This is a genomic window from Streptomyces sp. NPDC050508, from assembly GCF_040655155.1.
In the GTDB taxonomy this organism is placed as follows: domain Bacteria; phylum Actinomycetota; class Actinomycetes; order Streptomycetales; family Streptomycetaceae; genus Streptomyces.
Map to the genome: position 1 here is coordinate 283,375 of NZ_JBFAJJ010000008.1, position 24,854 is coordinate 308,228.

Sequence of the window (24,854 nt, forward strand, 5' to 3'; positions counted from 1 at the left end):
CTGGCGGATCCTAAGCGGTCAGTGGTCGAGGGCGGCGGCGTCGCCCATGACGACGACGGGGTGCCGGGCGGGGTCCAGGGTGCGCAGCAGTTCCTTCATGTGGTCCTCGGCGATGCTGACGCAGCCGTGGGTGGGGCCTCCGTGGTCGACGTGGATCCAGATGCCGCCGCCGCGTGAGGAGCCGAGGGGGCGGGTCCAGTCGAGGGGCGAAGTGCCGGGCTGCCGGTTGTAGTTGATGGCGATCACGTAGTCGAAGGAACCGGACAGCGGTTCGCCCTCGAAGCCGGTGCCGGGCGAGACGAAGCCCGTCCCGTGGTCGTACGACAGCTTGGTGCCGGGGTCCTTGAACAGTCCGCCCGCGTCGGTGAGCGAATAGACACCGATCGGCGAGCGCAGGTCACCGGCCATGTGGTGGTCCGACCAGCCCTTGAGCGCGTTGTGCGCGGCCCAGCTCGCGGTCTGCTCCCAGCCGTCGTCGGCGCGCTCGTACAGGGCGAGGGTGGAGAGGGGCGAGTCCTCGCCCCGGCCGGTCACCAGGACGACCTGCTCGGTGCCGGCCGGTATGCGGGCCAGCATCTTGCGCCCCACGCCCGGCAGTTGCCGGGGAGCCGCCTCGGCGGATATCTCCGACGACGGCGATGGCGACGGCACGGACGAGGAGGCGGGAGAGGGGGCGGACGTGTGGTCCGTCGCCGCCACCGCACCGCCGCCGCATCCCGTGAGGAGAACGGATGCGGCGACCAGTGCGACCGAGGGAAAACGAGTGATCATGAGTCGACGATGACCGACACATGTGAGGAACTCGTCAGCTCCTACGGCTGGGCCGGCTTGCCCTTCGTGTACAGCCAGATGTGGAACATGACGTCCACCTCCTTCACCGACCCCTGCCCCGCCATCTTCTCCGCAAGGCTGATGAACTGTGCGGTGGTTCCGTGCCCGTAGCGGTGCCCGCCCGCCCAGGCCCGCAGAATCGCGAAGAAGGTCTTGTCACCGACGGCCAGGCGCAGTTCGTGCAGGGCCATGGCCCCGCGGGCGTACACCGGCGTGCCGAAGATGTTCGCGCCGCTGCCCGGGTCGCCGGGCGGAAACGCCCACAGGCCGTCGGTCGCCTTGCGGGCGTACAGCGCGTCGAAGGTCTGCTGGGCGGTCTTGCCGCCGTGCTGCTCGCTGTAGAGCCACTCCGCGTAGGTCGCGAAGCCCTCGTTGAGCCAGATGTCCTTCCAGGAGGTGAGGGACACGGAGTCCCCGAACCACTGGTGGGCGTTCTCGTGCACGAGGGTGCTGAGGTCCGGCGCCGAGTCGTAGATCGGCCGTCCCTGGGTCTCCAGGGCGTACCCGACGTCCGGGGCGTGGTCGACGATCGACCCGGCCGAGCGGAACGGGTACGGGCCGAACAGCTTGCTCTCCCACTCCAGGACGGAGGGCAGCTTCTTCAACACGGGCGCGGCGGCGGTGGCTTCGCGGGGGTCGACGGCGTTGTACACCTTGATCCCGTCGCGGGTGGTGTACTGCTCGACCTTGAACTTTCCGACCGTCGCCGTGGCGAGGTACGCGGCCATCGGCTCCGGCGCGTGCCAGCGGAACGTGGTCTTCCCGTGAGCCGTCTTCTGCCCGAGGAGCACACCGTTGGCGACCGCGGTGCGCCCCTGCGGGACCGTGATCGTGAAGTCGTACGACGACTTGTCCTTGGGGTGGCTGTTCGCCGGGAACCAGGTCATCGCGCCCTGCGGCTCGCCGGCCACGAAGGCGCCGTCGTCGGTGGCGATCCAGCCGTCCGCCGAGCCGTCCGGGTCGGTGACCTGTTTCGGGGTGCCGTTGTAGGTGACGGTGACCTGGAACCGCTGCCCCTTGCGCAGGGCCCGGCGCGGGGTGACGACGAGTTCCTGTCCGTCGCGGCGGAAGTCCGCCTTGACCCGGTCGACGGTGAGACCGGTGACCTTGAGGCCCTTGAAGTCGAGGTCGAAGCGGGTGAGCTTCTCGGTGGCGCGGGCGGTGAGGACCGCCCTGCCGTCGAGGTGTCGACTTGTCGGGTCGTAACGGAGCGTCAGACCGTAGTGGGCGACGTGGTAGCCGCCGTTGCCGGAGAGCGGGAAGTACGGGTCGCCCGCGCCGGCCGAGCCGATCGTCGTGGCGCCGGCGGGCGCGGCGGCTGCGAGCAGGGCCGCGACGGCGACGGGGACGGTGGCCACGACGGCGCTGCGGCGGAGGACAGCGATGCGTCTTGTGGACTGCTGCCTGGGTTGCGTCACATGCGCTCCTACAAAATGAGGGGGGTGATCATTCGCCTCAGAGACTAGGCCGCCCACTCCCTCGGAATCCCTCCCCGTTGAGCAAAGGGACGTCCAACCACCGCGTCGAAAGCGCCCACCGTGGTCTCGCCCAGACGTACGGCACCGTCACAAACCACCACGCTCCGACCCTTCACAGCGAATCCATGAGCAACACAACTCGAAGCTGTTGCTTTCCCTTTCAAGATTCCCTGGATCCTCTTCGGCAGCTCCGCCTTCGCCGCCGAGAAGACCGTCTCCAAGACCACCGCCACCACGCTCGACACCGCCGAGCAGAAGATCGCGGACAACCTCGACTCCCGCGTCCAGGACACCCGTCTGCCCGCGTCGAACACCAAACTCGCCACCTCGACCGCCGCGTTGACGATCCTCGGCCCGGATCACCGCTTCACCACGAAGGTCGTCCACGACAACGGCACGTTCACCCTGGTCGGAGGCGGGGACCGCACCCTGACCTCCGCCGACCTCACCACGATGGCCACGACCGCCGTCGCAGGCCTGAAGAACGCGGGCCTGACCTCGGTGAAGGTGGCGGTCGACGACAGCCTCTTCCCCGCGCCCACCCTGGCCACCGGCTGGAACGACGGCTACTACCCCGACACCATCGCGCCCGTACGGGCACTGGTGGTCGACGGCCGCCACGTCACGGACACCTCCCTGGACGCCGGCCAGACCTTTGCGAGGCTCCTCACCCAGCAAGGTGTCACCGTCACCGGGACCGTCGCACACGGCACCGCGGGCACCGGAGCCGTCCCCGTGGCACAGCACGAGTCCGACAAGCTGTCAGCCATCGTGGAGCACATGCTCAAGGTGAGTGACAACGATATCGCCGAGACGCTGCTGCGGATGACGGCGCTCGCCGCCGGCCGCCCGGCCACCTTCGAGGACGGCACGGCGGTCGTACGTCAGGTCCTCAGCCGGTACGGCGTGTCGCTGGACAACCTCGCGATCCACGACGGCAGCGGGCTGTCCCGCTCCAACCGCATCCCGGCCCAGACCATCGCCGACATCCTCCACCTGGCGGACGACCCCGCCAACAGCCGGACCCTGAAGTACATCGTGGACGGACTGCCCGTCGCGAGCGAGGCGGGCTCGACACTGGGCCCCGAGTGGGGCCGGTTCGACACCGTGAACTCCCAGTGCGCCGTCGGGAAGGTCAGCGCCACGACGGGCACGCTCACCGGCGTGATCGCACTGAGCGGACTCACCGAGGCCGGAGACGGACGGTGGAAGATCTTCTCCTTCATCGAGAACAACTCCACCGCCGCCCCTGACGCCACCAAGGACGCCCTCGACGGCCTCGCCGCCACGGTCAACGGCTGCTGGGCATAGGGCACGCCGCGTCGCCCCGCCCCAGGCGCCCGTCCGGACGTAGGCTCGCGGCACCACCGCCGCCCGAGGGAGCCCTGCCCGTGACCGTTCGTGTGCGCCGTGTCTACGATCCGCCCGAGCCGGAGGACGGCGTGCGCGTCCTGGTCGACCGGCTGTGGCCGCGTGGCCTGTCCAAGGACGCGGCCCGGGTCGACGAGTGGCCCAAGGAACTCACCCCGTCGACCGAACTCCGCCGCTGGTACCACGCGAGCGAGGGGTCCTACGACGAGTTCAGCAGCCGCTACGAAGCCGAGCTCGCCGAGCCCGAGGCCGCTCAACTCCTGCACACCTTGCGGAACTTGGTTCGTATGGGATCGGTGACCCTGGTGACGGCGGTCAGGTCGCCGGAGCAGAGTCACGCCTCGGTGCTGGCCCGCCTCCTGGAGGGATGAGAGGGGTGAGGAGACGGGCCGCAGCGCCCACGAGTCATGCCGCTCCGTCAGGCCGTCTGCTTCGCCGCCGCTCGGCCCGCCGCTCGCCCTGAGAAGAGGCAACCGCCGAGGAACGTGCCTTCGAGCGCGTTGTAGCCGTGCACGCCGCCGCCGCCGAAGCCGGCTACCTCGCCCGCCGCGTACAGTCCGCCGATCGGCTTGCCGTCGGCGGCCAGGGCCCGTGAGTCGAGGTCCGTCTGGATGCCGCCGAGGGTCTTGCGAGTGAGGACGTGCAGTTTGACGCCGATCAAGGGGCCGGCGGCCGGGTCCAGGATGCGGTGCGGCGTCGCCACGCGGCCGAGGCGGTCGCCGATGTAGCGGCGGGCGTTGCGGATGCCCTGGATCTGGGAGTCCTTGCTGTAGGGGTTGGCCATCTGGAGGTCGCGGGCCTCGATCTGGCGACGCACCACGGCCGCGTCCAGGAGCGGCTTGTCGGTCAACTGGTTCATCTTCTCGACCAGTTGCTCCAGGTTGCCGGCGGTCACGAAGTCGGCGCCCTTGCGCAGGAAGGCGTCCACCGGACCCGGGGCGCCCTTGCCGAGCAACCGGTCGCGCAGCACCGCCTTCTTGTCCTTGGCGGTGATGTCGGGGTTCTGCTCGGAGCCCGACAGCGCGAACTCCTTCTCGATGATCTTCTGGGTGAGGATGAACCAGGAGTGGTCGTGCTCCGCCAAGTCCGCAGTGGTGCGCAGGTACTTGAGGGTGTTGAGCGTGTCGTAGCCCGGCAGGCACGGGTCGGGCAGGCGGCGGCCGAGGGCGTCGAACCACAGGGAGGACGGGCCGGGCAGGATGCGGATGCCGTGGCCGGGCCAGACCGGGTCCCAGTTCTGCAGGCCCTCGGTGTAGTGCCACATGCGGTCGCGGTTGACCAGTCGTGCGCCCGCCTCGGCGCTGATGTCGAGCATCCGTCCGTCGACGTACGCCGGTACGCCGGTGACCATCTCGGCGGGCGGGGTGCCCAGGCGCTCGGGCCAGTACTGGCGGACGATGTCGTGGTTGGCGCCGATGCCGCCGGTGGTGACGATCACGGCCTGCGCGGTGAGTTCGAACTCGCCGATCGCCTCACGGCTTGAGGGGACGCCCCGGGCCGCGTTGTCCTCTGCGAGGACCGTGCCGCGTACGCCGCGTGCCTCGCCTTCCTCCACCACCAACTCGTCGACCTGGTGGCGGTAGTAGAAGGTGAGCAGTCCGTCGCGGGCGGCCTGCCTGGCGTGGTTCACGAAGGGTTCGACGACTCCGGTGCCGGTGCCCCAGGTGACGTGGAAGCGCGGGACGGAGTTTCCGTGTCCGTGGGCGCGCAGGTCGCCGCGTTCCGCCCAGCCGACCGTGGGCAGCAGCTTGATGCCGTGGCCGTCGAGCCAGGTCCGCTTCTCGCCGGCCGCGAACTCGACGTAGGCGCGCGCCCAGCGCACCGCCCACGAGTCCTCGTCGTCGACGCGGTCGAAGCCGGCGCTGCCCTGCCAGTCGTTCCAGGCCAGGTCGAAGGAGTCCTTGATGCCCAGGCGACGCTGTTCCGGCGAGTCGACGAGGAACAGTCCGCCGAAGGACCAGAACGCCTGCCCGCCCAGGTTGTTGGCGTTCTCCTGGTCGACGAGCGCGACCCGGCGTCCCCGGCTGGTCAGTTCATGGGCCGCGACCAGACCGGCCAGACCGGCTCCGACGACGATGACGTCCGCATCCATGGCGACCATTGCCCTTCTCGTTGAGTTCAGTTGGGGGTGCAGCTGGTAATCAGGGGATTTCTCAAGGGAGTTGCCCGGGGGCGCCGCTGCCGTCCGTCAGCAGGGCGGTGAGGAGTTGCTTGAGCCAGACGCGGGCGTGCTCCACGTCCTTGTCCAGCAGCAGTTGAGTGGTGACGCCGTCGTACGCGGCGACCACGGCGTACGCCGCCGTGTCCAAGTCACCGAGCACAGCGGGGAGTTCGGCGCGGGCGAGGCGGTGTGCGATCGCCCCGCGCAGCCGGGCCCGGTGTCCCAGCAGGGTCTGCGCCACGGCGGTGTCGCGGGCCGCGTGCACCAGGAAGTCGGTCTTCACCAGGAGCCAGTCCAGGTCGAGGAGCAACACGTCGGTGACGCGGTCCACGGCGGCGGGGACGTCGAGGTCGGGACCGTCGAGGGCGAGCGCGCCGGCCACCTGCTCGGCGATCAGGTCGGCCCGCTCCTGGTAGAGCGCGAAGAACAGCCCGTCCAGGCTGTCGAAGTTCGAGTAGAAGGCGCCCCTGCTGTAGCCGGCGGCCTCGCAGACCTCCTCGATGGAGACCCGCCCGAAGCCTTTCGCGGCGAACACGACGAACGCGGCGTCCAGCAGATTGGCGCGCGTACGCACCCGGCGCCTGGTAACCCGCTTGGCCGTCGCCTCCGCCACCATGTCCGGACCTCCGCGTCCTTCGTTAGATACGTGAATGTATCCGATACATCGGTGTATCCAAAGGGGTTCACTTCGAATTGGAACAGATATTCGAATAAGGAGTACGCTGGTCCCATGACCGCGCACCACCTCCAGGGCTCCCTCTTCGACCAGACCGACCAGCTCCGCCTCGCCCCCCTCGACGGGATACGCCGTACGACACTGGGGCTCGGCGCCTGGATCGACGTGCTGCCCGGGTGGCTCGGCGGCGCCGACGCCCTGTTCGAGGAGCTGGCCACCGAGGTGCCGTGGCGCGCCGAGCGCCGTCAGATGTACGACCAGGTCGTGGCCGTACCGCGACTGCTCGCGTACTACGGCGCGGGCGACGCGCTGCCGCACCCGGTGCTGGCCGAGGCCCGGGAGGCGCTCTCGGAGCACTACGCACGGGAGTTGGGCGAGCCGTTCACCACATCCGGGCTCTGCTACTACCGGGACGGCCGGGACAGCGTGGCCTGGCACGGCGACCGGATCGGGCGGGGTGCCCGTGAGGACACGATGGTGGCGATCCTCTCCGTGGGCACACCCCGTGACCTGCTGCTGCGTCCGCTGCGCGGCGGCGAGTCGGTACGGCGCCCGCTCGGGCACGGCGACCTGATCGTGATGGGCGGCTCCTGTCAGCGGACCTGGGAGCACTGCGTCCCCAAGACCACCCGCGCCGCGGGACCGCGCATCAGCGTGCAGTTCCGCCCGCACGGCGTGCACTGAGGCGGAGAGGCGGCCGCTTCGGATGCGCGCGGGGGCCGCCCCCGGCGGACGGCGCCGGAGGCGGCTTCCCCCGCGCGCGCCATGACCGAACGCGTCTGGTTGGCTGTTCCTCGAACAGCACCACCACGCAAGGGACGATCATGCGGGCAGAAGTACGCCAAGTCGCCGACGGCACCTATCTGGTGCACGGCAGCAACACCAACTGGGTGATCCTCACGGACGGCGACGCGGCCACGCTGGTGGACACCGGGTATCCCGGGGACCGTCAGCTGGTGCTCGACTCCCTTGAACAGGTGGGGAGTTCACCGAAGGCGGTCACGGCGGTGCTGATCACCCACGCGCACAACGACCATCTCGGTTCGGCGGAGTACCTGCACAGCACCTACGGCACGCCGATCCTGCTGCACGAGACCGAAGTGCCGCACGCCCGCCGGGAGTTCCTCCAACAGGTGACCGTCGGGGGCGTATTGAAAAACGTCTGGCGTCCCGGAGTGCTGCCATGGATGGTGCACACGATTCGCGTCGGCGGCACCGAGCAGCATCCCGTCGCCGCGGCCGAGGCGTTCCCAGCCGCGGACGGCCCGCTCGACCTGCCCGGCCGGCCCGTCCCCGTGCACACCCCCGGCCACACGAGCGGGCACTGCGCCTTCCATCTCCCGGACAGCGGGATCGTGATCTCCGGGGACGCCCTGGTGAGCGGCCACCCCACCTCGCGGATCACGGGACCGCAGCTGCTGCCCGACATGTTCCATCACGAGCGCGACCGCGCCGTGGCCTCGCTGGACGTCCTCGAAGCACTCGACGCCGACACCCTGCTGCCCGGCCACGGCCCCCTGCACACCGGTCCGGTCCGTGCGGCGGCGCGGCGCGCCCGCGAACACGCGATCTAAGGTCACCCCATGGCACTGCAGATCAACGCGACCAACCCGGAGCATCCGGTCCTCCTGCTGGAACTGCCGTGGGACGTTCCCCTGGAGGAGTGGCCCGACGAGTACCTGGTGCCGCTGCCGCGCGGTATCTCCCGCCACGTCGTGCGCTACGCCCGGGCCGGCAGCGAGGTCATAGCCGTCAAGGAGCTCGCGGAACGGCCCGCGCTGCGCGAGTACGAGCTGCTGCGCGACCTGGACCGGCTCGGCATCCCCGCGGTCGACCCCCTTGCGGTGGTCACCGGACGCGCCGATGCCGACGGCGAGCCGCTGGAACCGGTACTGATCACCCGGCACCTGGGCGGCTCGATGCCGTACCGCTCGATGTTCGAGACGACACTGCGCCCGGCCACCATGCACCGGCTGATGGACGCGCTGGCCGTGCTGCTGGTGCGGCTGCACCTGGCCGGGTTCGCATGGGGCGACTGCTCGCTGTCGAACACCCTGTTCCGGCGGGACGCGGGCGCGTACGCCGCGTATCTGGTGGACGCGGAGACCGGCGATCTGCACCCGCGGCTGAGCGACGGACAGCGCGACTACGACCTCGACCTCGCCCGCGTGAACATCAGCGGGGAGCTGCTCGACCTGGAGGCGTCCGGGGCCCTGCACCCGTCCGTCGACCCGATCGAGTTCGGCATGGAGATCTGCGCCCGCTATCAGGGTCTGTGGGAGGAGCTGACCCGCGTCTCGGTGTACCCGGTGGGCAAGTACCACTTCATCGAACGCCGGATCCGCCGCCTGAACGAACTCGGCTTCGACGTCGCCGAGATGCAGATCGAGCACTCCTCCAACGGCGACACGGTCACCTTCGTGCCGAAGGTCGTCGACGCGGGCCACCACCAGCGTCAACTGCTGCGCCTGACCGGCCTGGACGCCGAGGAGAACCAGGCGCGGCGGCTGCTCAACGACCTGGAGTCCTGGATGGCCACCCAGGACGACTACGCCCCGGGCGATCCTCTCGCCGCCCGGCCCGAGGTGCTCGCGCACCGCTGGGTGCGGGACGTGTTCCGGCCCACCGTGCGCGCCGTACCGCTCGAACTGCGCGGCTCGATGGACCCGGCCGAGATCTACCACGAGCTGCTCGAACACCGCTGGTACATGTCCGAACACGCCCAGCACGACATCGGTCTGGACACGGCGGTCGAGGACTACCTCAAGAACATCCTGCCGAAGGCGCGCGAGACGCTGGAGCCGACCACACCGGAGTGACCCGCCTCGGTCCGTGCTCGGTCCGTGCTCAGTCCGGGGCGGGCGGGGCCGTGGTGCCGCGGACGACGAGGTGGGGCGGGACGACGCTCTCGCCGTCCGGTACGGTCTCGCCGTCCAGGCGGGCGATGGCCCGGCCGACGGCGAGTTCCGCGAGGCGCGGGATGTCCTGGGCGACGGTGGTGAGGTCGATGTGCGCGAGCCGGGACAGACTGGTGTCGTCGAAGCCGACCACGGAGATCTCGCCGGGGACGGACACACCGGCCCGCAAGAAGGTGTCGAGGACGCCCGTGGCGCAGCGGTCGTTGAAGGCGAGGACCGCGCTCGGCCGGGCGGACCGGGCTGCGGCGAGCAGGGTGCGGGCGGCCCGCGCGCCGTCGTCCTCGGTGAGCCCGCCGGGCAGGACGTGGACGTGGTCGTCGAGGCCGTGGCGGTGCATCGCGGTGCGGTAGCCGCGGCGGCGGTCGGCGGCGCCGGGCGCCTTGCCGCCGTCGACGTGGGCGACGGCGCGGTGGCCGAGCGCGACCAGGTGGTCCACGGCCTGCCGGGCGCCCTCGTCGTCGGCGGTGCGGACGACGTCCACGGCCGGCGGAGCGGGCCGTAGCCGCCGGGCCACCGAGACCACCGGCACCTGGGTCGCGAGCTGGGCGAGGCGGGCGGCCGGGATCTCGGGGCCGAGCAGGACGAGGGCCTCGCACCGGTCGGCGAGCAGCGCCTCCACTGCCTGCCGCTCACTGCGGGACGGGGCGACCGCGCTCAGGGCCACCTGGTAGCCGGCGGGCTCGGCGGCGGCGTAGATGCCCTCCACCAGGTCGGTGTGGAAGGGATGGCGCAGCCCGAACTGCACGCCGAGGAGGCGTGAGCGGTTGCTGCGCAGCACCCGGGCCCGGGTGTCGGGGCGGTAGCCGATCTCCTCGGCGGCCTTGAGCACCCGCTCGCGGGTGGTGGCGCTCGCGCCGTAGGCCCCGCGCATCACGATGGAGACCAGCGCGACGGACACGCCCGCCCGGGCCGCGACATGGGCCAGGGTGGGCCGCTTGCCGTCGGGGACCGCGGGGGTGGTCGGCACGGTTGTCCTTCCGGTCGGGATGTCGTTCGGCTCCGGGATCGTAGCCGCTCCGAGAAGCGTGCAACGTCGCTGCTCCGAAGGTACTGCAACGTTCTAGAAACATGCCCGGCGAAGGCTTGACACGGGAATCCAGTAGTGGGGTACTACTGCCATCTAGAACGTTCTAGAAGAGGGTGAGCAGTCATGTACACGTTGGCGGTCTGTGCCGAGATGGTCTTCCGGGACCTACCCATCCACGAGCGGGCGCGGGTCATCCACGAGGCCGGTTTCCAGGTCGAGATCTGGGACTGGACCCGGCACGATCTGGACGCGCTGACGCGGACCCCGGCCGAGTTCTCGTCGATGACGGGCTACATCCGGGGCAGCCTCACCGACGAGGACGGCGCCGCCGAACTCCTGCGCACCGCCGAGGAGTCGGTGAAGGCCGCCGATCAACTGGGCTGCCCCCGGCTCAACCTGCACGGCACCGGGCTGGACTCCGAGGGCCTGCCGGTGGTTCCGGTGACCGGTGAGCCCACGGGCCCGATGTGGATCGCCGCGCACCGCACCCTGACCCGCCTCGCCGAACTGGGCGAGAGCGCCGGGGTCACCTTCACGCTGGAGAACCTCAACGCCGCGGTCGACCACCCGGGCGTACCGTTCGCGACAGCCGCCGACACCCTGGCCCTGGTCAAGGCGGTGAACCGGCCGGGTCTGCGGATGAACCTGGACCTCTACCACGCGCAGATCGGCGAGGGAAACCTCATCGAACTCGTCCGCAAGGCCCACGAGTTGGACCTGATCGGCGAGATCCAGGTGGCGGACGTACCCGGCCGCCAGGAGCCCGGCACCGGCGAGATCAACTACCCGGCGATCGCCCGCGCCCTCGCCGACATCGGCTACGACGGCACGGTCGCGATGGAGGCGTGGGCCTCGAACGGCGAGAGCGAGCGCGCCCTGGACCGCTTCCGCACCGCGTTCACGGTCTGACCCGCCCCGGCATCACACGGCGTTGAGGAGAACCCCCATGACCACCCAACTGCCCCTCGCCATCGGCCTCGTGGGCGCGGGCCGCATGGGCTCCTTCCATGCCGAGACCCTCGCCCGCCGCCTGCCCGGTGTCCGTCTCGCCGCCGTCGCCGACCCGGCCCCGGGCGCCGCACGGCGCCTGGCCGACCGGCTCGACTGCCCGACGGCGTACACCGAGATCGGCGACCTGTTCGCGGATCCGCGGGTCGACGCGGTGGTGATCGCGACACCGGCCCGCACCCACGCCGACCTGGTCGAGGCGGCGGCCCGCGCGGGCAAGGCCGTCTACTGCGAGAAGCCGATGGCGATCACCCTCGCGGACGCCGACCGCGCCATCGCGGCAGCCGCCGAGGCGGGCGTACCGCTCCAGATCGGCTTCAACCGCCGCTACGACGCCGGGTTCCGGGCCGCGCACGAGAAGGTGGCCGCGGGCGCGATCGGTACCCCCCAACTCCTGCGCTCGCTCACGCGTGACCCGAAGCTGGCCGACCCGGCTCCGATCCCGCCGTGGACGATCTTCCTGGAAACCCTCATCCACGACTTCGACACCCTGCGCCACCTCAACCCCGGCTCCGAACCGGTCGAGGTCTTCGCCATGGCCGACGCCCTGGTCCGCCCCGACTTCAAGGACCGCGGTCTCCTCGACACGGCCGTCGTCACGATCCGCTTCGACAACGGCGCCCTCGCCACCGCCGAGGCCAACTTCCAAGCGGTGTACGGCTATGACGTACGCGGCGAGGTCTTCGGCTCGGCGGGCATGCTGACGATGGGCGACATCCGGCGCACCCATCTGACGTCCTACGGCGCGGACGGCATCGCGGCCGACACCGTCACCTACGACCAGGACCTGTTCCACGACGCGTACGTCGCCGAACTCGCCGACTTCGCCGACAACGTCCGCACCGGCCGCACCCCGTCGGCCACCGGCGAGGACGCACGCGCCGCGCTGACGATCGCGCTGGCGGCCATCCGGTCGGTGGAGAAGGGGATCCCGGTGCGCATTGAGGACATCCGCACCGAGTCCGCCTGAGTTCAGGGAGCGGGCACCACGGCAACCGGGCACTCCGCATGGTGCAGCACCCCGTGCGCGACCGAGCCGATCCGCGCGCCCACCGCCGTACGGTGGGCGCGACGCCCGACGACCATCAACTGAGCGCGCCCCGCCACCGACAGCAGCACCTGCCCCGCGCTGCCGATCTCCACGTGCTCGACCACGGGCACGTCGGGGAACCGCACCCGCCACGGTTCCAGCGCCTCGGCCAGGCCCTTCTTCTCGTACGGCTCCAGACCGCCGGCCTCGTCGAGGAGCTTCATGGAGCCGGGGCTGTAGGCGAACACCGGCGGCAGTGTCCACGCCCGTACGGCCCTGACCGTCGCGCCACGCGCCGCCGCCGTCTCGAAGGCGAAGCCCAGTGCGGCGGCGCTGTCCTCGGGGTCGCCGTGCTGACCCACGACGATCTCCCGGCCGGCGGCCTCCACGGAGGCCTCGTCCCCGGCGCGCACGAGCACGACCGGCCGTACAGCCTCGGCGATGACCTGCTGCCCGACGGAACCGAGCAGGAAGCCGACGACAGGTCCGTGGCCGCGTGAGCCGAGGACCAGCAGTTCGGCGTCGGCAGCGGCGGCGGTCAGCGCGTCGACGGGGTCGCCCTCCAGGACGTCGGTGGTGATGTCCAGCCCGGGGTGGCGTTCGGCGACCTCCCGGGCGGCCTCGGCCGCCGCGTCCCGCACCCAGCGGTCCTGAGTGTCCCGGTCCCCCGCGTCGAGAGCCTGGTGCTCCTCGTACCGCCAGACATGCACCACACGCAGCGCCAGCCCCCGCCGTACGGCCTCCCGGCCCGCCCAGGCGAGTGCGGCGAGACTCTCCGCCGATCCGTCGACCCCTGCGGTGATCGGTCGTGTCATGCGGTGGCCTCCCGGTGGTGCGGTCACGTGCGTCGGGCCCAGTCTTCACTACGGTGCCCGCATGACCTTGGAGTGGGAGCAGGTAGTGGTGGACGCGGCCGACCCCGTCGCGCTGGGACGCTGGTGGGCCGAGGCCCTCGGGTGGGTGGTGGTGGGCGAGGCACCGGACGAGTTCGAGATCCGGCCGGAGCCGGACCGGCTGCCGGGGCTGCTGTTCGTGCCGGTGCCCGAGGGCAAGACGGTAAAGAACCGGCTGCATCTGGACTTCCGGCCCGACGACCAGGAGGCCGAGGTGGTCCGGCTGCTGGCCCTGGGCGCGCGGACCGCGGACGTCGGGCAGGGCGAGCAGTCGTGGGTGGTGCTGCTGGACCCGGAGGGCAACGAGTTCTGCGTGTTGCGCTCCCGGCGCCCCTGAGTCCCCCGTCTCGGATGTAGCGGAGCGCGACGGGGCGATCGAACATACGATGGTCGGGAGCCGGCGCGGTGACAACGGCGCCGCCGTGCCGTCAAGCCGACCACTCGGGGTGGGAGACGTATGGCACAGGCCGCCGAAGCCGCGCGGACCGTCATCATGACAGTGGACAAGGTGTCACCTCCGGCCTTTGATTCCTAGGCGCATCGCCCCAGGTCAGGCAGATTTACGGTCGCTAATCGGGCATGATCACGGCCCGCCAGCCTGCCAGGAAACACAGGCGGACGGGCCGCAGCACCCACGAAGCACAGAAGCCCAGTTCAGGGGCGGGCACCCCGGCGCCGCAGGTCGTTCTTCGCTCCCCAGTTGTCCGGATCGCTGACCGAGGACGCCCGGTCGACCACCTGGTTGAAGGCCGACTCGTTCAACCGGGCGCGCAGCTCCGGGGGCCACGTCTCCACGGCAGCCTGGTCGGCCTCGGTCAGGCCGTCGGGCACCGGCACGGGGGCCCGTGAGCGTCCCTGTGCGGGCTCCTCATGCGCCTCGGGTCCACTGCTCCGCCCGGCCGACTGAAGGCGCCTGTACGCGGCTGCCAGGCGCTGCGCCTCGGCGGCTGCGCCCGGCCGGTCAGGGTGCGCCTTCAGCTCGCGGAGCCGGGCACGGATGCCCTTCTTGTCAGCCTTCATCGTCGTCCTCCAGGTCTCCGAACTCCTCCTCGAAGTTCGCCAGTTGAGTCAGCACGTCATCCACGCCGTCCCGCTCACGCCAGCGCCGGGGCGTGGACGGATCAGGAGCCGACGGGCCCGGTGGCAGGGCGAGCTGCGGCCGGGGCGCCTCGGGGCGCGGTGCGCCGGGGTCCTCCCCGTCGATGGAGCGCAGGTGCCACCCGGCCAGTTCCAGGGCGTAGGTGGTCAGCCGGGCGCGGAAGGCGCCGTCCAGGTCGACTGCTTCCAGCACCTCCGGGATCACCTTGAGCAGCACCTCGGCCATGTCGGCCGACTCCTCGTCCACCCGGCGCTCAAGGGCGATGTTGAGCTGTTCCGGGGCGTCCAGTCCGAACAGCTTCCGCCACGACTCCGATATACGGACGAGCTGTTCGTTCGCCTTGAGGGTCGGGGCGTCGTCGCGGAGCGGCTCGCCGTCGGGGCCGGTGACGACCTGCCCGCCCTGCACAACCCAGTGCACGCGCGAGCGGACGACCGAGGCGGCCCGCCGGGCGTCGTCCAGCCGGTCCGCCTCCATCTGCCGCAGGGCCTCGGCCCCCGGCGTCAGCAGGTCCCGGCGGCCCCGGTCGATGATCTCGTGCACGCGGGCGGGCGAGAGATCGAACCGGTCGGCGATGGCCCGTTCGGTCAGCCCGGCAACCTTCGCACGGTAGATCGCAGCGTCCCGCTCGGCGTGGGCCGCCGTGTTGGGGCGGCGCTGGGGTGGTGCGCTCATGCTTGCCTCTCAGTGCTCGGTCAGTTGGGGCTGGTGGGGCTCATGCGGCGGCCGGGCAGGGCTCGGGGCAGGCGTGCTGCCTCCGGCTCTGGCGGTGTTCGCGTTCGATCTGCCGGGTGAGCGGGCCGACCTCGCGCAGCTCGTAGCCGTCCCGCAGCGGGGAGCACGGGCAGGCGCAGTGCGAGAAGCGCTCGCCGTCGCCGTCGCCCGGCTCGGGGCCGACGGCTCCGTGGTAGTGCCACCGGCTCTCGTGTTCACACCAGGCCCAGAGCTGGGCTCCGCCCGGCGAGCGGTAGGCGGGCAGGACGGGGGTTGCGGTCATGATCGTCTCCTGTCTTCTCGATCTTGCTGAGGGGGTGTACGGGGTGTACGCGTACACCCCTCCGCCGTGTCGATGGACTTTTTCGGTGCCTGTCCCTCTCCACGGCTCAGGTCTCTGACCTGCATATATAGAGAAGAGAAGGAGTTCAAAGGACTCACGCGTTTAGAGCGATTCCAAGGCGGAGGGGTGTACGTACACCCCGTACACCCCTGGAGGGCGTGTATGTACACCCCGGCGGTCATGACGGCCTCGAAGCACCCGGGGCGGTCTTGCCCTCGGCGTCGGTCACCACCCATCCCCGGCTCTCCGCGAGCGCCAGCCCGTCGTCGAAGGAGCCCCGGCGTGCGGCGGCGATCTGCCTGCGCAACGCCGACCGGCTCACCGGCCCGCCCGCCTTGTGCACCTTGTCTCCGATGAGCCGGGCCACCCGCTCCGCGCCGTCGTCGGCCACGGCGTTTACCTTGGCGACCTCGGCCCGTGCGGTCCGCTGCACGTGCAGGACCGTCCGCGCCTCGGTCTCGGCCGCCGACAGCGACCGGCCGTACTCCACGCCCGAGGCACGGACCGCACACGACGTCTCCCATACGACCAGGGCCAGTTCCCAGTCCTCGGCGGAGACCTCCAGACGACCGTCCAGCAGCGCCAGCAGGGCGGCCACCTTGGCCCGCACGGTCGGCTTGTGCGCGTCCAGGGGGTGTTCCTTCTCCGGCTGCCGGTTCAGTTCGAAGGCGTAGATCTCGTCCAGCACGGACGTTACGCAGGTGATCACCGCGCCCGCCGGAATGGAGCCGATCGGACCGAACGGGTCCTGTCCGTTCAGGCCCCGTAGCGCTGTCCACGGGTCGGCGGGCAGCTCACCCGGCCACGCCGCCCGTATGGCGGGGAGATCCTTGCGGACGGAGCTGAACAGGAACCTCTGCGGTGTGCCCGCCCTGTCCGCCAGCAGTGGCAGAACCGTATCCGGCTGAAACCCCACCACGACCGACATTGCGTAGGTGCCCCGTTCAATCAGCCGCGTGGTGTCCTGGCGGCCGTTCTGCTGGCCGATGGTCTCGCCGGTGAAGGCGCGGCGCAGCGTCTCGCCGATGGTCGCCCCGGAGCGCTCCATCAGCTTGGCCAGTGCCTCGCCCTCGTCGGCGTAGAAGAGCACGTTGTGCCGCACCTGGGTGCGGACCTTCTCCGTCTTGGGCTCGCCCTTCTTGTCCCCGCTCTTGTAGGTCTCGGCCGTCGCCCGGGTCTGCGACCCCATGAACGCCTCGGCGATGCCCTCGCCGCTGCCCAGCGGCAGGCCGTCCCGGTACAGCGGGTTGCCGTCGTCGTCCCGCCGGTCCAGGTGCGGAGGCACCGGCAGCAGAACGCGCGGCGGGCCCGAGGCCGACGACTTCCCCGCACCCGACGGCCCCAGCAGGATCACCTGAAGGTTCAGGCTCAGCGGGGACTTGATGCCGGTGTCCACCCGCAGCGTGTGCGGCACCATCGACGCCAGCCGTGCCAGCACGCCGTAGAACACGCCGTCAGCGGACTCCAGCCGGGAGTGTGCTGCCTGCCGGATGTGCGCGAGCACCGGCCGGGCCGTCCAGAACTCCTCCGGCAACAGGACCGGCGCCGCAGGGGTGACGGCAGCGGGGGCTGCCTCCAGCCTCGCGCGCACCTCGGCCACACGCTCGTCGGTCTTCTGCCCCACTCCCCAGGCGAACAGACTGTCCCACTCGCCCTCGGGGTCGCGTCCAGCCTCCCCGTTGAGCGCTGCGCAGAACACCGACAGCCCTGCGGCGTAGGCCAGTTGAGGCGGATACGCACCGGCCGCCGCCTCGCGGGCGAGCTGCGGCGTGACCCCCGAAGCAACGGTGTGCCGCGTGCCCGGCGAAGCCTCCTCGATACGGCGCAGGGCGGCCCCCAGCCAAGCAGTACGGAGGTTCCCGGTGTGCTCCTCCAGGAACTCCGCCACGACCGCGTGAGAGGCCGCTGAGCCACGCTCTCCGCCCTCGCTCAGCCTCCGTGCCGCATCGTCACCCAGTACCGGCAGCACTCCCCCGCGCACCCACGCGTACCGGCCGCCGGTGTCCGCCTTCTGATGCCTGCTCGGCTCCACGGCGATGATGCCGTTGTAGCCCCGGACGTCGCCCCAGTCGCCCTTGAACCCGCCCTGCCCGTTGCCCGGCGTGACGCCCTCGGGCAGCGCGAACACGTAGGCGCCGCGCGTGGGGTCGTTGCTGCGGCTGGACTGGAACGGGACGTCGTCCGTCAGGATCTCCCGGAGTGTGTCCGGCAGGGACGCCGCGTCGTCCACGTCGAAGGCGACCGCTCCCGACCGGCCGACGTGCAGGCCGATGCCCCGGTTCGCGACCCGGAACCAGCGCCGGATCTGGTCCGGGTCGCGGGATGACTTCTGGGGCCAACCCTTGCCGACCACGCCGCCGGGGTTCTTGGCCGTCTCGGATGTGGAGGTGTTCAGGGGGACGATGTACCAGCCCGCCTCGGCGTAGGCGAGGGCCGCTTCCAGGGTGCTGAGCCCGGCGACGTCGGGAATGCGGAGACCGCCTGTCGGCTCCGTCATGGGCAGCTCGGTGAACGGGTCGATACGCGGCGCCGAATTACTCGCACCGGTTGTTCCGCCCTCAGGGTGGGTATCCTGGACAGCAGACGAACTGGTTGCCTCCAACGTCTCTGAGCCCTCCCGGCCGGTCACCGGGAGGGTTTTGTTTTCACTCATTCCGACGCACCCCCGACCGAGCGGTACAGGCTGCGGATCTTCTCCGCCTCGGCGGCGGTCAGCGGCCGTGCCGTTTCCGCTCGCATCGGCTTTTCCTGGGCCATCTCCGGGCCCCTTTCCACACTGGGTGCCGTGCGCCTCCTTTCCGTGGTCTCTGGTCGTGGTGCGCGCCGGGCGGGGCGCCTGGATCACCCGGCGGTGGTGCTTGATCGGCTACGCGACCGGGCCGCCGGTCAGCAGCGCCTCGGCCTCGGCGTCGAGCCGGTCGGCCTCGCGCCGGGCCTGGTCGGCAACGGCCTTCCAGTACGCGGCCCGGGTCTCGGGGCAGTCGTTGCGGGCCATGGCCGTGCGCAGCCGCCCGAGTTCCAGGCTCTGGAGCTTGATCAGCCGGGCCATTCGTCCTCCTCGGAACGCAGAAAGGACCAGACCCCTGCGGGGCTGGTCCTTGGTCGTTGGTCTGCTTTCAGCTTACCCGTACGGGATACCGATACAAACATGCCGATAGGCCCGGCGGCGAAGTTTGCAGCTCCCTATTTATTCGAATCGGGTCCCGATTTAATAAAAGGGCCCCGCCCCCTGTCCAGTGATCAGCCGGTGCCGGTCGGCACTAGGGGCGGAGCCATTTCCACTGTACCTTTTCCTTAACAAACCAGAGCCCGCAGATGAGGGGCGAAAGCATGGACATAATTCCAGTCGCCGAGGCTGCGCAGCGGCTCAGCATTTCCGACGTCGCCGTCTACGAGGCAATGAGGGCAGGCCGTCTGGAGAGGGCACCTGTCTCCGGTCCGGCCCGGGTCACGCTGGCGTCGGTGCAGCGGATGGCGGCCGACCGGCGGGCCGAGGCGCAGCGACGGCACAGCGACCTGTGTGCGCTGGCCCGGCAGGCCGACTCGATCCTGCACGCACCGCCGGGCAGCGAGTACCTGCCCCCGGCAGGCCGGGGAGCGCTCCGAGCCCTGTCCGCCGACACGTTCGCCCTCTTCGGCCGGGACGTGCTGGAGGCGGCGGCCAGCCGGGACCGCATCAAGCACGAGGGCGGCTGCCCCACCTGCTGGGCGCACATGAGCGCGCAGGTGCACCAGACCCACCCGCCGCGCGACTCGGCCCCGTACAAGATCCTGCTGGGGCAGCCGTGCCCGGCCGACCGCGAGCGCTGGCGGGCCGAGACCGAGACGAACCGGGTCGCCATGGCTCGGCTGCGGGCGGCCGAGAACACCCGCCGGGCCGAGGCCGAACGCTCAGCCGCTCGGGCAGAGTTCCAGGTGGCCCGTACGACTGCGGAGGCTGCCGCTTCCCGCGTCCGGAGCGCCGCCCGGCGGGTAGCGGCCGTAGACCCTGCGGTCGCCCGTCAGGCGGCCGTCCAGCCCCGCCGACAGGCTGGGTTCACGGCCTCGGGTGACCTCGCGTGCGGGTGCAGCCAGACCGTCTACTGCCCGCAGCACGCCGCTGCGTTCGGCACCTACGACCGCTCCCAGGCCCACCGGTGAGCGCCCCGTCGGTGTGCGCCTGCATCGGCGAGGGACAGGGCTGGAGGCCCTGCCTGTACCACTTCAGTTTCCTGTCGGCGGCCGAGCAGAACCGCGCGCATACGGCTCGGGATCACTCGGGCGAGGAGGGCGAACGATGGCCGGTGAACTGGACCGAGAACGCGAGCGGTTCGTGCAGGCGGGGCGGGAGGCGCTGGCCGACATCCAGCGTGTCTCGGCCGACGCCTCGGCCGCCGTGGTGCGAGTGATCGAGCAGCAGACCGGCGTCACCCTCGGGCCCCCGGTCGGCCCGAGCATCATGGACGCGACGCCCGACCAGATAGCCGACGCGGAGCGCCGCGCCCGTCACGCCCTCGCCGCCGTGGAGCTGATCCGCAGGTGGCACTGGGGCGACGCCCGGACACTCGGGGAGCTGATGCCCGACCTGCCCGAGGACGTCCGGGAGCAGATCGCGGACAACTTCGTTAAGGCGGGGATCAGTTGAGCACTCATACCCCTCGGATCAACCCCGGACAGCGGCAGATGCTGGCCGCCTTCGTCACGGAGCATCCGGGCCTCACCCGGCCCGAATTGATGGCCGAGGCCGACCGCGTCCGCATGCGGATGCTCATCACCGACGGCCTGACCGAGGTGGTGCACAGGTCGATGGTCCGCCAGGACGACGACGGGCGGTACTGGCCCGCCTGAGCTGAGGGAATGACTTGCCGGCCGATTAACCTAAATCGGCGTCGTCAGCGGGCTGATCGGCCACACTCTCCGCATGATTGCTGCGGCTACTGACCCCTGGTTGGCCGACTGGCCCAAGTTCCTGCCCGGCTGGCTCGCGTTCGCCTGGACCCTCGGCATCGGGGCGCGCAAGGTCTGGCTACGCCGACACCACGTCGCCCTCGGGGCCGCAGACGACGTGCTGCGCGAGGCTCTGACCATAACGCGGACGCTGTTTGAGGACATCACCTCGAACGGACACCAAACGGTCGACTGGTTCGAGGACGAGGGGCGCCGTGAGACCAGTCGAACGCTTCGGGACCTCGCCGAGCGCCGGAAGGACCGCATCCTCTGCCGGGAGCTGAGGGCGGTGGCCGACGCCTGGGACAAGGCGTTCGCCGTGGCACCACCCATGCGCATGAGTGACTGGTTTCCGGGCATCGAAGTCACACCGGAATTGAGGCAGGAGAGGGAGTCGGACCAGCGCCGGTTCGCCGAGCAGGTCGCGTCCGCGCATACGGGTCTGGATCACCTGAAGGCGGCCCTCACCCAGCTCAATAGGCTGGAGCGTCGCAACATTGGTCGGTGACGAAGGAGCCCCGCCGGGGACGTACCCGGCGGGGCTCCTGTGCGGTCGGCCTACTTGTGCGAGATGGACGCGCAGCGAGGGTCCTGCGCCACCTTCTGGTCGTCCGCCGACCAGTGCGCTCGGGTGCTGGCGTGCGGGCAGAAGACCTTGGAGTAGCCGGGGACGTTCGCCCCGAGCACACCCCCGGCCAGAGCCCAGATGATGATCCCGAGGCAGATCACGGTGGACGGGCTGAGCTTTCCCTTTCCCATGGGGTCCTCCTACAGACCAGGTACGGCGGCCACGGCCGCCTGAACGAATTCCTGCGGACCGCCCATGAGCATCACCACGGCGGCGGCCGCGATCAGGACGGGCACGCGGTGCTGCTTGGCGACGGCGATGATCACCCCGAGGGCGACGAGAGCGGCGAACTCGATCACGACTGGACCTCCTTGCGTGCGTCGGCCAGGTAGCGCTTGCCGCTCGCCAGGGAGACCCCCAGCCGCTCAGCCACCTGAGCCCCCGTGAGCCCCGGCTCAGCCCTGAGCAGTTCGGTCACCGCCTCGGTGCGCTGCACCCGCTGTGCCGAGGCCGCGCTGAACCCGAAGGGCGGGTGCGGCTCGGACGGGCTCAGCTCGGGCTCAGCGGGTGCGGCCTGCACGGACGCGGTGACCTGAGCCACCGGCTCAACGCGGCTCAGCCGGGGCTCAGCCTGGGTGAGCTGCTCGGCGAACTGCTCGCCCGCGCTCGCCAGTTCGGCCCGGTCGGTGTCCTGTGTGCTGGCCGACAGCTCCAGCACGGTCGGCCGGGCCCCCTCCAGGGAGCGGCGCAGCGCCTCGGTGTGCGCGTCGACCCGGAGCGTCTGCCGGTCCACCAGGGCCACGGCCTGCCGGACGTGCGCCTTGCTCAGCCGGTCGGCGAGGTCGTCCCGGTCCTGCTGGGACAGCTCCCGCTCGATGTGCTTCATGATCCCGAGCCAGAGCACCTTGGCTATGGCGCTCGTCAGGGCGCCGACTGTGGCCATCCGCCAGTCAGGTGCCCCGTGCCAGAAGATGGCGCCCATGGTCACGACCAGCAGCGCCCACCCCAGCGCCCGGGGGAAGGCGCGCTTGTCGGGGTCGTACCGGGCCTTCCACTCCAGGATCAGGCAGGTGGCCCAGCTCAGGTCGAACACCGTCGCGGCCAGGAAGCCGAGACCACCGTGCAGCAGGCTGCCGATGCTCCAGGTCGACCAGGCCACGGCCACGGCGGTCAGGGCAAGCACGAGGCCGACCCCGGCGCGCGTGCTGATGACGTCCCAGTCCCGGGGCGGTACGGCCTCGGGGGCGAACTCGACCGTCTTCAGCGTCTCGAACGTGGAGCCGTCCGGCCGGGCGACGGTCACCCGACGCCGCTCGGGCGGCGGGGTGCGAAGCTTCATGAGTAGTCCTCTTCCTGTGCGTTCACGTGGGGGAGGGTGAAGCCGTCCGGGGTCTCTTCGACCAGCCCCCGGACGGCCAGTTGGCGGATCTTGCGGTGGACCGAGCCGGGGTTGCGGCCGGTGGCGCGGGCGATCTCCCGCACGCCCGCCGGACGCCCGAGCAGCGCACGCTCGATCTCCTCGGCGAAGGCGTCCGTGCGCGTGTTGCGTGTTGCCGTTGCGGGCGCATCATGCGAGGTCAGGCGCGTGTCCGGACGGGCAACGGCAACGGGCGCAACGCGCTTGTGCAGGCTGACGGGTGAGCCCAGCGCGGTCACCTGTCCGTGCACCCGCAGCGCCCGGAAACGGCCCGGCGAGAGCCACAGGCCGTACAGGGTGCGCGGGCTGCGGTCGTGCTCCCAGACCAGGCAGGTGCCCGGCCCTCCGAGCAGGTGCGGCGCCCACCCGGCCGACCCGAGGCCCGGGAACACGACCTCGGACTCCTTGGCCGACTTGAGCCGGTGGCTGATGACGCAGGCGAGCTGCGAGCGGAGCTGAGTCGGGATGGTGAGGGCGAGCGGGTGCTGTACCGCGAGCACGAAGAACACCCGCAGCTCCCGGCCCATCTCCACGGCCCCGAAGAAGTCCCGTTCGGCGTAGGCGTCCAGCTCTCGCAGCAGCGTCGCGGCCTCGTCCACGAGCACGACGAGATACGCCACGTCCTCACCAGCGATCAGCCGGTCGGCCCGCTCGGTGAACTCCCGGCCGACCAGATCCCTCAGCCGGGCGGACACCTCGGCCGCCGTAACGCACGTACGGGCCCGGCCCCGATAGTCCCGCAGGGCAGAGATCCGTTTGAGGTCCCACACCTCCAGGCACGCATCCGGCGCCTGGAGCACGTGCCCGGCGATGACCCGCTGCGTGCTGGACTTGCCGGAGCCGGTCTGTCCGGCGAGCAGGATGTGCTGCGTCAGGCGGATGCGCTCCCTGCGGCCGAGGGGACCCCGCCGGGCAAGCGCCACGGGGGCCGTGAACGGGCGCGTACGGACCTCGGAGCGCCACCGGAACAGGTTCTGGCTGAGCGTCAGCGGGAGCACGCTCAGCACCCGCTGAAGGACGGGGCGGCGGGTCTTCGCGGCACCCTGGGCACGGAGCTTGGCGGCCTCGCGCCGCATGAGGCGCCACGCCCGGTACCGGGCCCGGACGTAGAAGAAGCCGACGACGGCGACGAGCACGAGGGCGAGGCTCACGAGGACGCACCGCCCGCCGGAGGAATGCGCCGGGCGGAGCGGTCGACGTCACGGGCCGACACCTTGATGAGGCGGCCGACGCGGTAGCCGACCAGCTCGTCACGGCCGATCATCGCGCGGACGGACCACCTGCTGATGCCGAGGCGCCGCCCGGCCTCGGTGAGGCCGATCAGGTCGGTGGGGGTTGGGGCCATGTGTGCTCCTCCAGGTCATGACCCGGCTCAGCACACGGAAAAGACCACGGACCGTGTTGCTGGTCCGTGGTCTTGTGGTCAGCACCAGTCTGCCACAGTTCGGGTGGTTTCGGGGATTCCGGTGAGTCCGGTTGCAACCCAACTGAGCTGGGACTTCAGCCGATTTAGCTAAACCGCCGGCAGTGGGCCCGGGTCAGACGTTGAGCGCCCGGCGCGCGTCACTGATGAGCCGGTGCGCGTCGGCCCCGTAGACGGCCGACTCCCGCAGGGTGTTCCAGGTGCGGAGGTAGGTGCTGACGCTGGTCTCGTCCTCCACCCAGAATTCCGAGTGCCACGTCTCGACGATCACGCGGCTGTCGTCGTAGACCCAGAAGGCTGTGGCGGGCGGGATCTTGAGCGAGGCACTGAGCGGGACGATGCCCAGCTCGACCGTGTCCAGGCCGACGGCTCCGGACAGCCGGTCGAGCTGCGCGGCCAGGACCGACGGCGGACACACCAGGGCCCGAAGCGCGGCCTCCCACAACAGGAGGTGGAAGCGCTTGGTGGGGTCGTACAGCGCCTCCTGCCGCTTGATGCGGGAGCGGACAGCTTCCTCCGTGTCCCGGGGCGACTGCTGGAGTTCGGCGTACCGAGTGAAGATCGACCGGGCGTAGTCGGGGGTCTGGAGGATCCCGAAGACCATGGACGACTCCCAGCCTCGGAACACGGAGGCGTCACCGTGGGCGGCCAGGTGTGTGTCCTGCACGGGCTTGTGCCCCGAGGCGAGTTGCCGCCGCCATGAGCGGATGTGGGACTCGAACCCCCTCAGCCGGGCGAGGAGTTCGTCGTACGCGTCTGGCTGGCCGGTGCCCTCGGCCCAGGCTCGGAGGTCGTCGGGGGTGGCGGTCTGGCGACCGTTCTCCAGCTTGGAGACCTTGGGCTGTGGCCAGCCAAGCCGCCGGGCGAGCGCGGAACCGGTGAGTCGACCGTCCGGCGCGGTGAGCCTCAGCTCACGCAGCCGGACTCCGAGCGCTTCGCGCGCCTGCTGGTAGTCGGTGGTCACCGGTTCC

At 70.8% G+C, this 24,854-nt stretch carries 29 protein-coding genes; 12 read left to right on the forward strand and 17 right to left on the reverse strand.

Going from position 1 to position 24,854, the window contains the following annotated elements; genetic code table 11:
- Positions 1–18: 18 nt before the first annotated feature.
- Both AB0I69_RS24400 and AB0I69_RS24405 read right to left on the reverse strand, forming a co-directional pair.
- Positions 19–771, reverse strand: a complete 753-nt coding sequence (locus tag AB0I69_RS24400; protein ID WP_363097777.1) for a L,D-transpeptidase family protein — start codon at positions 769–771, stop codon at positions 19–21.
- Positions 772–812: 41 nt separating this feature from the next.
- Positions 813–2,249 (reverse strand): M1 family metallopeptidase, encoded by a 1,437-nt coding sequence (locus tag AB0I69_RS24405; protein ID WP_363097778.1) that lies wholly within the window; start codon positions 2,247–2,249, stop codon positions 813–815.
- A gap of 234 nt (positions 2,250–2,483) precedes the next feature.
- Between AB0I69_RS24405 and dacB the strand changes: the two genes are divergently transcribed.
- The gene (gene dacB / locus AB0I69_RS24410; protein ID WP_363097922.1) at positions 2,484–3,620 is read left to right on the forward strand and encodes a D-alanyl-D-alanine carboxypeptidase/D-alanyl-D-alanine-endopeptidase; all 1,137 of its coding nucleotides are present in this window, start codon (positions 2,484–2,486) and stop codon (positions 3,618–3,620) included.
- 80 nt (positions 3,621–3,700) lie between these two features.
- A complete protein-coding gene (locus AB0I69_RS24415) occupies positions 3,701–4,051 on the forward strand; it encodes a DUF488 family protein (RefSeq protein WP_363097779.1) in 351 nt (116 codons plus the stop codon).
- A gap of 47 nt (positions 4,052–4,098) precedes the next feature.
- On the opposite strand, the gene AB0I69_RS24420 is transcribed toward AB0I69_RS24415, so the two are convergent.
- Both AB0I69_RS24420 and AB0I69_RS24425 read right to left on the reverse strand, forming a co-directional pair.
- Positions 4,099–5,772 carry an FAD-binding dehydrogenase gene (locus AB0I69_RS24420; protein ID WP_363097923.1) on the reverse strand — a complete coding sequence of 558 codons (1,674 nt, stop codon included), beginning with the start codon at positions 5,770–5,772 and terminating at the stop codon, positions 4,099–4,101.
- 61 nt (positions 5,773–5,833) lie between these two features.
- Positions 5,834–6,457: a helix-turn-helix domain-containing protein gene (locus AB0I69_RS24425; protein ID WP_363097780.1), complete on the reverse strand. Its 624-nt coding sequence runs from the start codon at positions 6,455–6,457 to the stop codon at positions 5,834–5,836.
- 114 nt (positions 6,458–6,571) lie between these two features.
- Here AB0I69_RS24425 and AB0I69_RS24430 point away from each other — a divergent pair, with 114 nt between their 5' ends.
- The 3 genes from AB0I69_RS24430 to AB0I69_RS24440 all read left to right on the forward strand — a co-directional run bounded on the left by AB0I69_RS24430 (position 6,572) and on the right by AB0I69_RS24440 (position 9,336).
- Positions 6,572–7,201, forward strand: coding sequence for an alpha-ketoglutarate-dependent dioxygenase AlkB (locus AB0I69_RS24430; protein ID WP_363097781.1), 630 nt, complete (start codon positions 6,572–6,574; stop codon positions 7,199–7,201).
- Between the two features lie 140 nt (positions 7,202–7,341).
- Positions 7,342–8,091, forward strand: a complete 750-nt coding sequence (locus AB0I69_RS24435; protein WP_363097782.1) for an MBL fold metallo-hydrolase — start codon at positions 7,342–7,344, stop codon at positions 8,089–8,091.
- Between the two features lie 9 nt (positions 8,092–8,100).
- Positions 8,101–9,336, forward strand: a complete 1,236-nt coding sequence (locus tag AB0I69_RS24440) for a DUF4032 domain-containing protein (RefSeq protein ID WP_363097783.1) — start codon at positions 8,101–8,103, stop codon at positions 9,334–9,336.
- 28 nt (positions 9,337–9,364) lie between these two features.
- Here AB0I69_RS24440 and AB0I69_RS24445 read toward each other — a convergent pair whose 3' ends face one another.
- Positions 9,365–10,402 (reverse strand): LacI family DNA-binding transcriptional regulator, encoded by a 1,038-nt coding sequence (locus tag AB0I69_RS24445; protein ID WP_363097784.1) that lies wholly within the window; start codon positions 10,400–10,402, stop codon positions 9,365–9,367.
- Positions 10,403–10,585: 183 nt separating this feature from the next.
- Here AB0I69_RS24445 and AB0I69_RS24450 point away from each other — a divergent pair, with 183 nt between their 5' ends.
- Both AB0I69_RS24450 and AB0I69_RS24455 read left to right on the forward strand, forming a co-directional pair.
- Entirely contained in the window at positions 10,586–11,371 is a 786-nt protein-coding gene (locus AB0I69_RS24450; RefSeq protein WP_363097785.1) for a TIM barrel protein, read from the forward strand.
- A 37-nt stretch (positions 11,372–11,408) separates the two neighbouring features.
- Positions 11,409–12,440 (forward strand): Gfo/Idh/MocA family oxidoreductase, encoded by a 1,032-nt coding sequence (locus AB0I69_RS24455; RefSeq protein ID WP_363097786.1) that lies wholly within the window; start codon positions 11,409–11,411, stop codon positions 12,438–12,440.
- A 2-nt stretch (positions 12,441–12,442) separates the two neighbouring features.
- Here AB0I69_RS24455 and AB0I69_RS24460 read toward each other — a convergent pair whose 3' ends face one another.
- Positions 12,443–13,315: a universal stress protein gene (locus AB0I69_RS24460; protein ID WP_363097787.1), complete on the reverse strand. Its 873-nt coding sequence runs from the start codon at positions 13,313–13,315 to the stop codon at positions 12,443–12,445.
- 61 nt (positions 13,316–13,376) lie between these two features.
- Here AB0I69_RS24460 and AB0I69_RS24465 point away from each other — a divergent pair, with 61 nt between their 5' ends.
- A complete protein-coding gene (locus tag AB0I69_RS24465; RefSeq protein ID WP_363097788.1) occupies positions 13,377–13,730 on the forward strand; it encodes a VOC family protein in 354 nt (117 codons plus the stop codon).
- A 317-nt stretch (positions 13,731–14,047) separates the two neighbouring features.
- Here the strand turns inward: AB0I69_RS24465 and AB0I69_RS24470 are convergent, their stop codons facing one another.
- From AB0I69_RS24470 to AB0I69_RS24490, 5 genes are all read right to left on the reverse strand, one after another.
- Complete coding sequence (locus AB0I69_RS24470; RefSeq protein WP_363097789.1) at positions 14,048–14,413, reverse strand: hypothetical protein; 366 nt, start codon at positions 14,411–14,413, stop codon at positions 14,048–14,050.
- Complete coding sequence (locus AB0I69_RS24475) at positions 14,403–15,167, reverse strand: hypothetical protein (RefSeq protein ID WP_363097790.1); 765 nt, start codon at positions 15,165–15,167, stop codon at positions 14,403–14,405. The genes AB0I69_RS24470 and AB0I69_RS24475 overlap by 11 nt, the downstream gene beginning before the upstream one ends.
- Positions 15,168–15,207: 40 nt before the next feature.
- On the reverse strand, positions 15,208–15,489 hold the full coding sequence (locus AB0I69_RS24480; protein WP_363097791.1) for a hypothetical protein: 282 nt from the start codon (positions 15,487–15,489) through the stop codon (positions 15,208–15,210).
- 238 nt (positions 15,490–15,727) lie between these two features.
- The gene (locus tag AB0I69_RS24485; protein WP_363097792.1) at positions 15,728–18,046 is read right to left on the reverse strand and encodes a bifunctional DNA primase/polymerase; all 2,319 of its coding nucleotides are present in this window, start codon (positions 18,044–18,046) and stop codon (positions 15,728–15,730) included.
- Positions 18,047–18,415: 369 nt separating this feature from the next.
- Positions 18,416–18,598 carry a hypothetical protein gene (locus tag AB0I69_RS24490; RefSeq protein ID WP_363097793.1) on the reverse strand — a complete coding sequence of 61 codons (183 nt, stop codon included), beginning with the start codon at positions 18,596–18,598 and terminating at the stop codon, positions 18,416–18,418.
- Positions 18,599–18,879: 281 nt separating this feature from the next.
- On the opposite strand from AB0I69_RS24490, the gene AB0I69_RS24495 reads away from it, so the two are divergent.
- From AB0I69_RS24495 to AB0I69_RS24510, 4 genes are all read left to right on the forward strand, one after another.
- Positions 18,880–19,689 (forward strand): hypothetical protein, encoded by an 810-nt coding sequence (locus tag AB0I69_RS24495; protein WP_363097794.1) that lies wholly within the window; start codon positions 18,880–18,882, stop codon positions 19,687–19,689.
- A 136-nt stretch (positions 19,690–19,825) separates the two neighbouring features.
- Positions 19,826–20,173, forward strand: a complete 348-nt coding sequence (locus AB0I69_RS24500; RefSeq protein ID WP_363097795.1) for a hypothetical protein — start codon at positions 19,826–19,828, stop codon at positions 20,171–20,173.
- A complete protein-coding gene (locus AB0I69_RS24505) occupies positions 20,170–20,376 on the forward strand; it encodes a hypothetical protein (RefSeq protein ID WP_363097796.1) in 207 nt (68 codons plus the stop codon). Before AB0I69_RS24500 ends, AB0I69_RS24505 begins: the two co-directional genes overlap by 4 nt.
- A gap of 73 nt (positions 20,377–20,449) precedes the next feature.
- Positions 20,450–20,983 carry a hypothetical protein gene (locus tag AB0I69_RS24510; protein ID WP_363097797.1) on the forward strand — a complete coding sequence of 178 codons (534 nt, stop codon included), beginning with the start codon at positions 20,450–20,452 and terminating at the stop codon, positions 20,981–20,983.
- Positions 20,984–21,033: 50 nt separating this feature from the next.
- Here AB0I69_RS24510 and AB0I69_RS24515 read toward each other — a convergent pair whose 3' ends face one another.
- The 6 genes from AB0I69_RS24515 to AB0I69_RS24540 form a co-directional block, all read right to left on the reverse strand.
- Positions 21,034–21,234 (reverse strand): hypothetical protein, encoded by a 201-nt coding sequence (locus AB0I69_RS24515; protein ID WP_363097798.1) that lies wholly within the window; start codon positions 21,232–21,234, stop codon positions 21,034–21,036.
- A 9-nt stretch (positions 21,235–21,243) separates the two neighbouring features.
- On the reverse strand, positions 21,244–21,402 hold the full coding sequence (locus AB0I69_RS24520; protein WP_363097799.1) for a hypothetical protein: 159 nt from the start codon (positions 21,400–21,402) through the stop codon (positions 21,244–21,246).
- The gene (locus AB0I69_RS24525) at positions 21,399–22,382 is read right to left on the reverse strand and encodes a hypothetical protein (protein ID WP_363097800.1); all 984 of its coding nucleotides are present in this window, start codon (positions 22,380–22,382) and stop codon (positions 21,399–21,401) included. The genes AB0I69_RS24520 and AB0I69_RS24525 overlap by 4 nt, the downstream gene beginning before the upstream one ends.
- The gene (locus AB0I69_RS24530) at positions 22,379–23,611 is read right to left on the reverse strand and encodes a helix-turn-helix domain-containing protein (RefSeq protein ID WP_363097801.1); all 1,233 of its coding nucleotides are present in this window, start codon (positions 23,609–23,611) and stop codon (positions 22,379–22,381) included. Before AB0I69_RS24530 ends, AB0I69_RS24525 begins: the two co-directional genes overlap by 4 nt.
- Complete coding sequence (locus tag AB0I69_RS24535) at positions 23,608–23,805, reverse strand: hypothetical protein (RefSeq protein WP_363097802.1); 198 nt, start codon at positions 23,803–23,805, stop codon at positions 23,608–23,610. The genes AB0I69_RS24530 and AB0I69_RS24535 overlap by 4 nt, the downstream gene beginning before the upstream one ends.
- Positions 23,806–23,998: 193 nt before the next feature.
- Complete coding sequence (locus tag AB0I69_RS24540) at positions 23,999–24,847, reverse strand: helix-turn-helix transcriptional regulator (RefSeq protein ID WP_363097803.1); 849 nt, start codon at positions 24,845–24,847, stop codon at positions 23,999–24,001.
- Positions 24,848–24,854 lie beyond the last annotated feature (7 nt).

What these genes read in the sequence shown, in the direction of transcription:
- AB0I69_RS24515 (WP_363097798.1), bottom strand. Translation starts at nt 21,234, where the DNA reads ATGGGAAAGGGAAAGCTCAGCCCGTCCACCGTGATCTGCCTCGGGATC.
- AB0I69_RS24490 (WP_363097793.1), bottom strand. Translation starts at nt 18,598, where the DNA reads ATGGCCCGGCTGATCAAGCTCCAGAGCCTGGAACTCGGGCGGCTGCGC.
- AB0I69_RS24475 (WP_363097790.1), bottom strand. Translation starts at nt 15,167, where the DNA reads ATGAGCGCACCACCCCAGCGCCGCCCCAACACGGCGGCCCACGCCGAG.
- AB0I69_RS24465 (WP_363097788.1), top strand. Translation starts at nt 13,377, where the DNA reads ATGACCTTGGAGTGGGAGCAGGTAGTGGTGGACGCGGCCGACCCCGTC.
- AB0I69_RS24450 (WP_363097785.1), top strand. Translation starts at nt 10,586, where the DNA reads ATGTACACGTTGGCGGTCTGTGCCGAGATGGTCTTCCGGGACCTACCC.
- AB0I69_RS24425 (WP_363097780.1), bottom strand. Translation starts at nt 6,457, where the DNA reads ATGGTGGCGGAGGCGACGGCCAAGCGGGTTACCAGGCGCCGGGTGCGT.
- AB0I69_RS24420 (WP_363097923.1), bottom strand. Translation starts at nt 5,772, where the DNA reads ATGGATGCGGACGTCATCGTCGTCGGAGCCGGTCTGGCCGGTCTGGTC.
- AB0I69_RS24400 (WP_363097777.1), bottom strand. Translation starts at nt 771, where the DNA reads ATGATCACTCGTTTTCCCTCGGTCGCACTGGTCGCCGCATCCGTTCTC.
- AB0I69_RS24480 (WP_363097791.1), bottom strand. Translation starts at nt 15,489, where the DNA reads ATGACCGCAACCCCCGTCCTGCCCGCCTACCGCTCGCCGGGCGGAGCC.
- AB0I69_RS24435 (WP_363097782.1), top strand. Translation starts at nt 7,342, where the DNA reads ATGCGGGCAGAAGTACGCCAAGTCGCCGACGGCACCTATCTGGTGCAC.
- AB0I69_RS24440 (WP_363097783.1), top strand. Translation starts at nt 8,101, where the DNA reads ATGGCACTGCAGATCAACGCGACCAACCCGGAGCATCCGGTCCTCCTG.
- AB0I69_RS24535 (WP_363097802.1), bottom strand. Translation starts at nt 23,805, where the DNA reads ATGGCCCCAACCCCCACCGACCTGATCGGCCTCACCGAGGCCGGGCGG.
- AB0I69_RS24525 (WP_363097800.1), bottom strand. Translation starts at nt 22,382, where the DNA reads ATGAAGCTTCGCACCCCGCCGCCCGAGCGGCGTCGGGTGACCGTCGCC.
- AB0I69_RS24430 (WP_363097781.1), top strand. Translation starts at nt 6,572, where the DNA reads ATGACCGCGCACCACCTCCAGGGCTCCCTCTTCGACCAGACCGACCAG.
- AB0I69_RS24470 (WP_363097789.1), bottom strand. Translation starts at nt 14,413, where the DNA reads ATGAAGGCTGACAAGAAGGGCATCCGTGCCCGGCTCCGCGAGCTGAAG.
- AB0I69_RS24495 (WP_363097794.1), top strand. Translation starts at nt 18,880, where the DNA reads ATGGACATAATTCCAGTCGCCGAGGCTGCGCAGCGGCTCAGCATTTCC.
- AB0I69_RS24500 (WP_363097795.1), top strand. Translation starts at nt 19,826, where the DNA reads ATGGCCGGTGAACTGGACCGAGAACGCGAGCGGTTCGTGCAGGCGGGG.
- AB0I69_RS24485 (WP_363097792.1), bottom strand. Translation starts at nt 18,046, where the DNA reads ATGACGGAGCCGACAGGCGGTCTCCGCATTCCCGACGTCGCCGGGCTC.
- AB0I69_RS24460 (WP_363097787.1), bottom strand. Translation starts at nt 13,315, where the DNA reads ATGACACGACCGATCACCGCAGGGGTCGACGGATCGGCGGAGAGTCTC.
- AB0I69_RS24510 (WP_363097797.1), top strand. Translation starts at nt 20,450, where the DNA reads ATGATTGCTGCGGCTACTGACCCCTGGTTGGCCGACTGGCCCAAGTTC.
- AB0I69_RS24455 (WP_363097786.1), top strand. Translation starts at nt 11,409, where the DNA reads ATGACCACCCAACTGCCCCTCGCCATCGGCCTCGTGGGCGCGGGCCGC.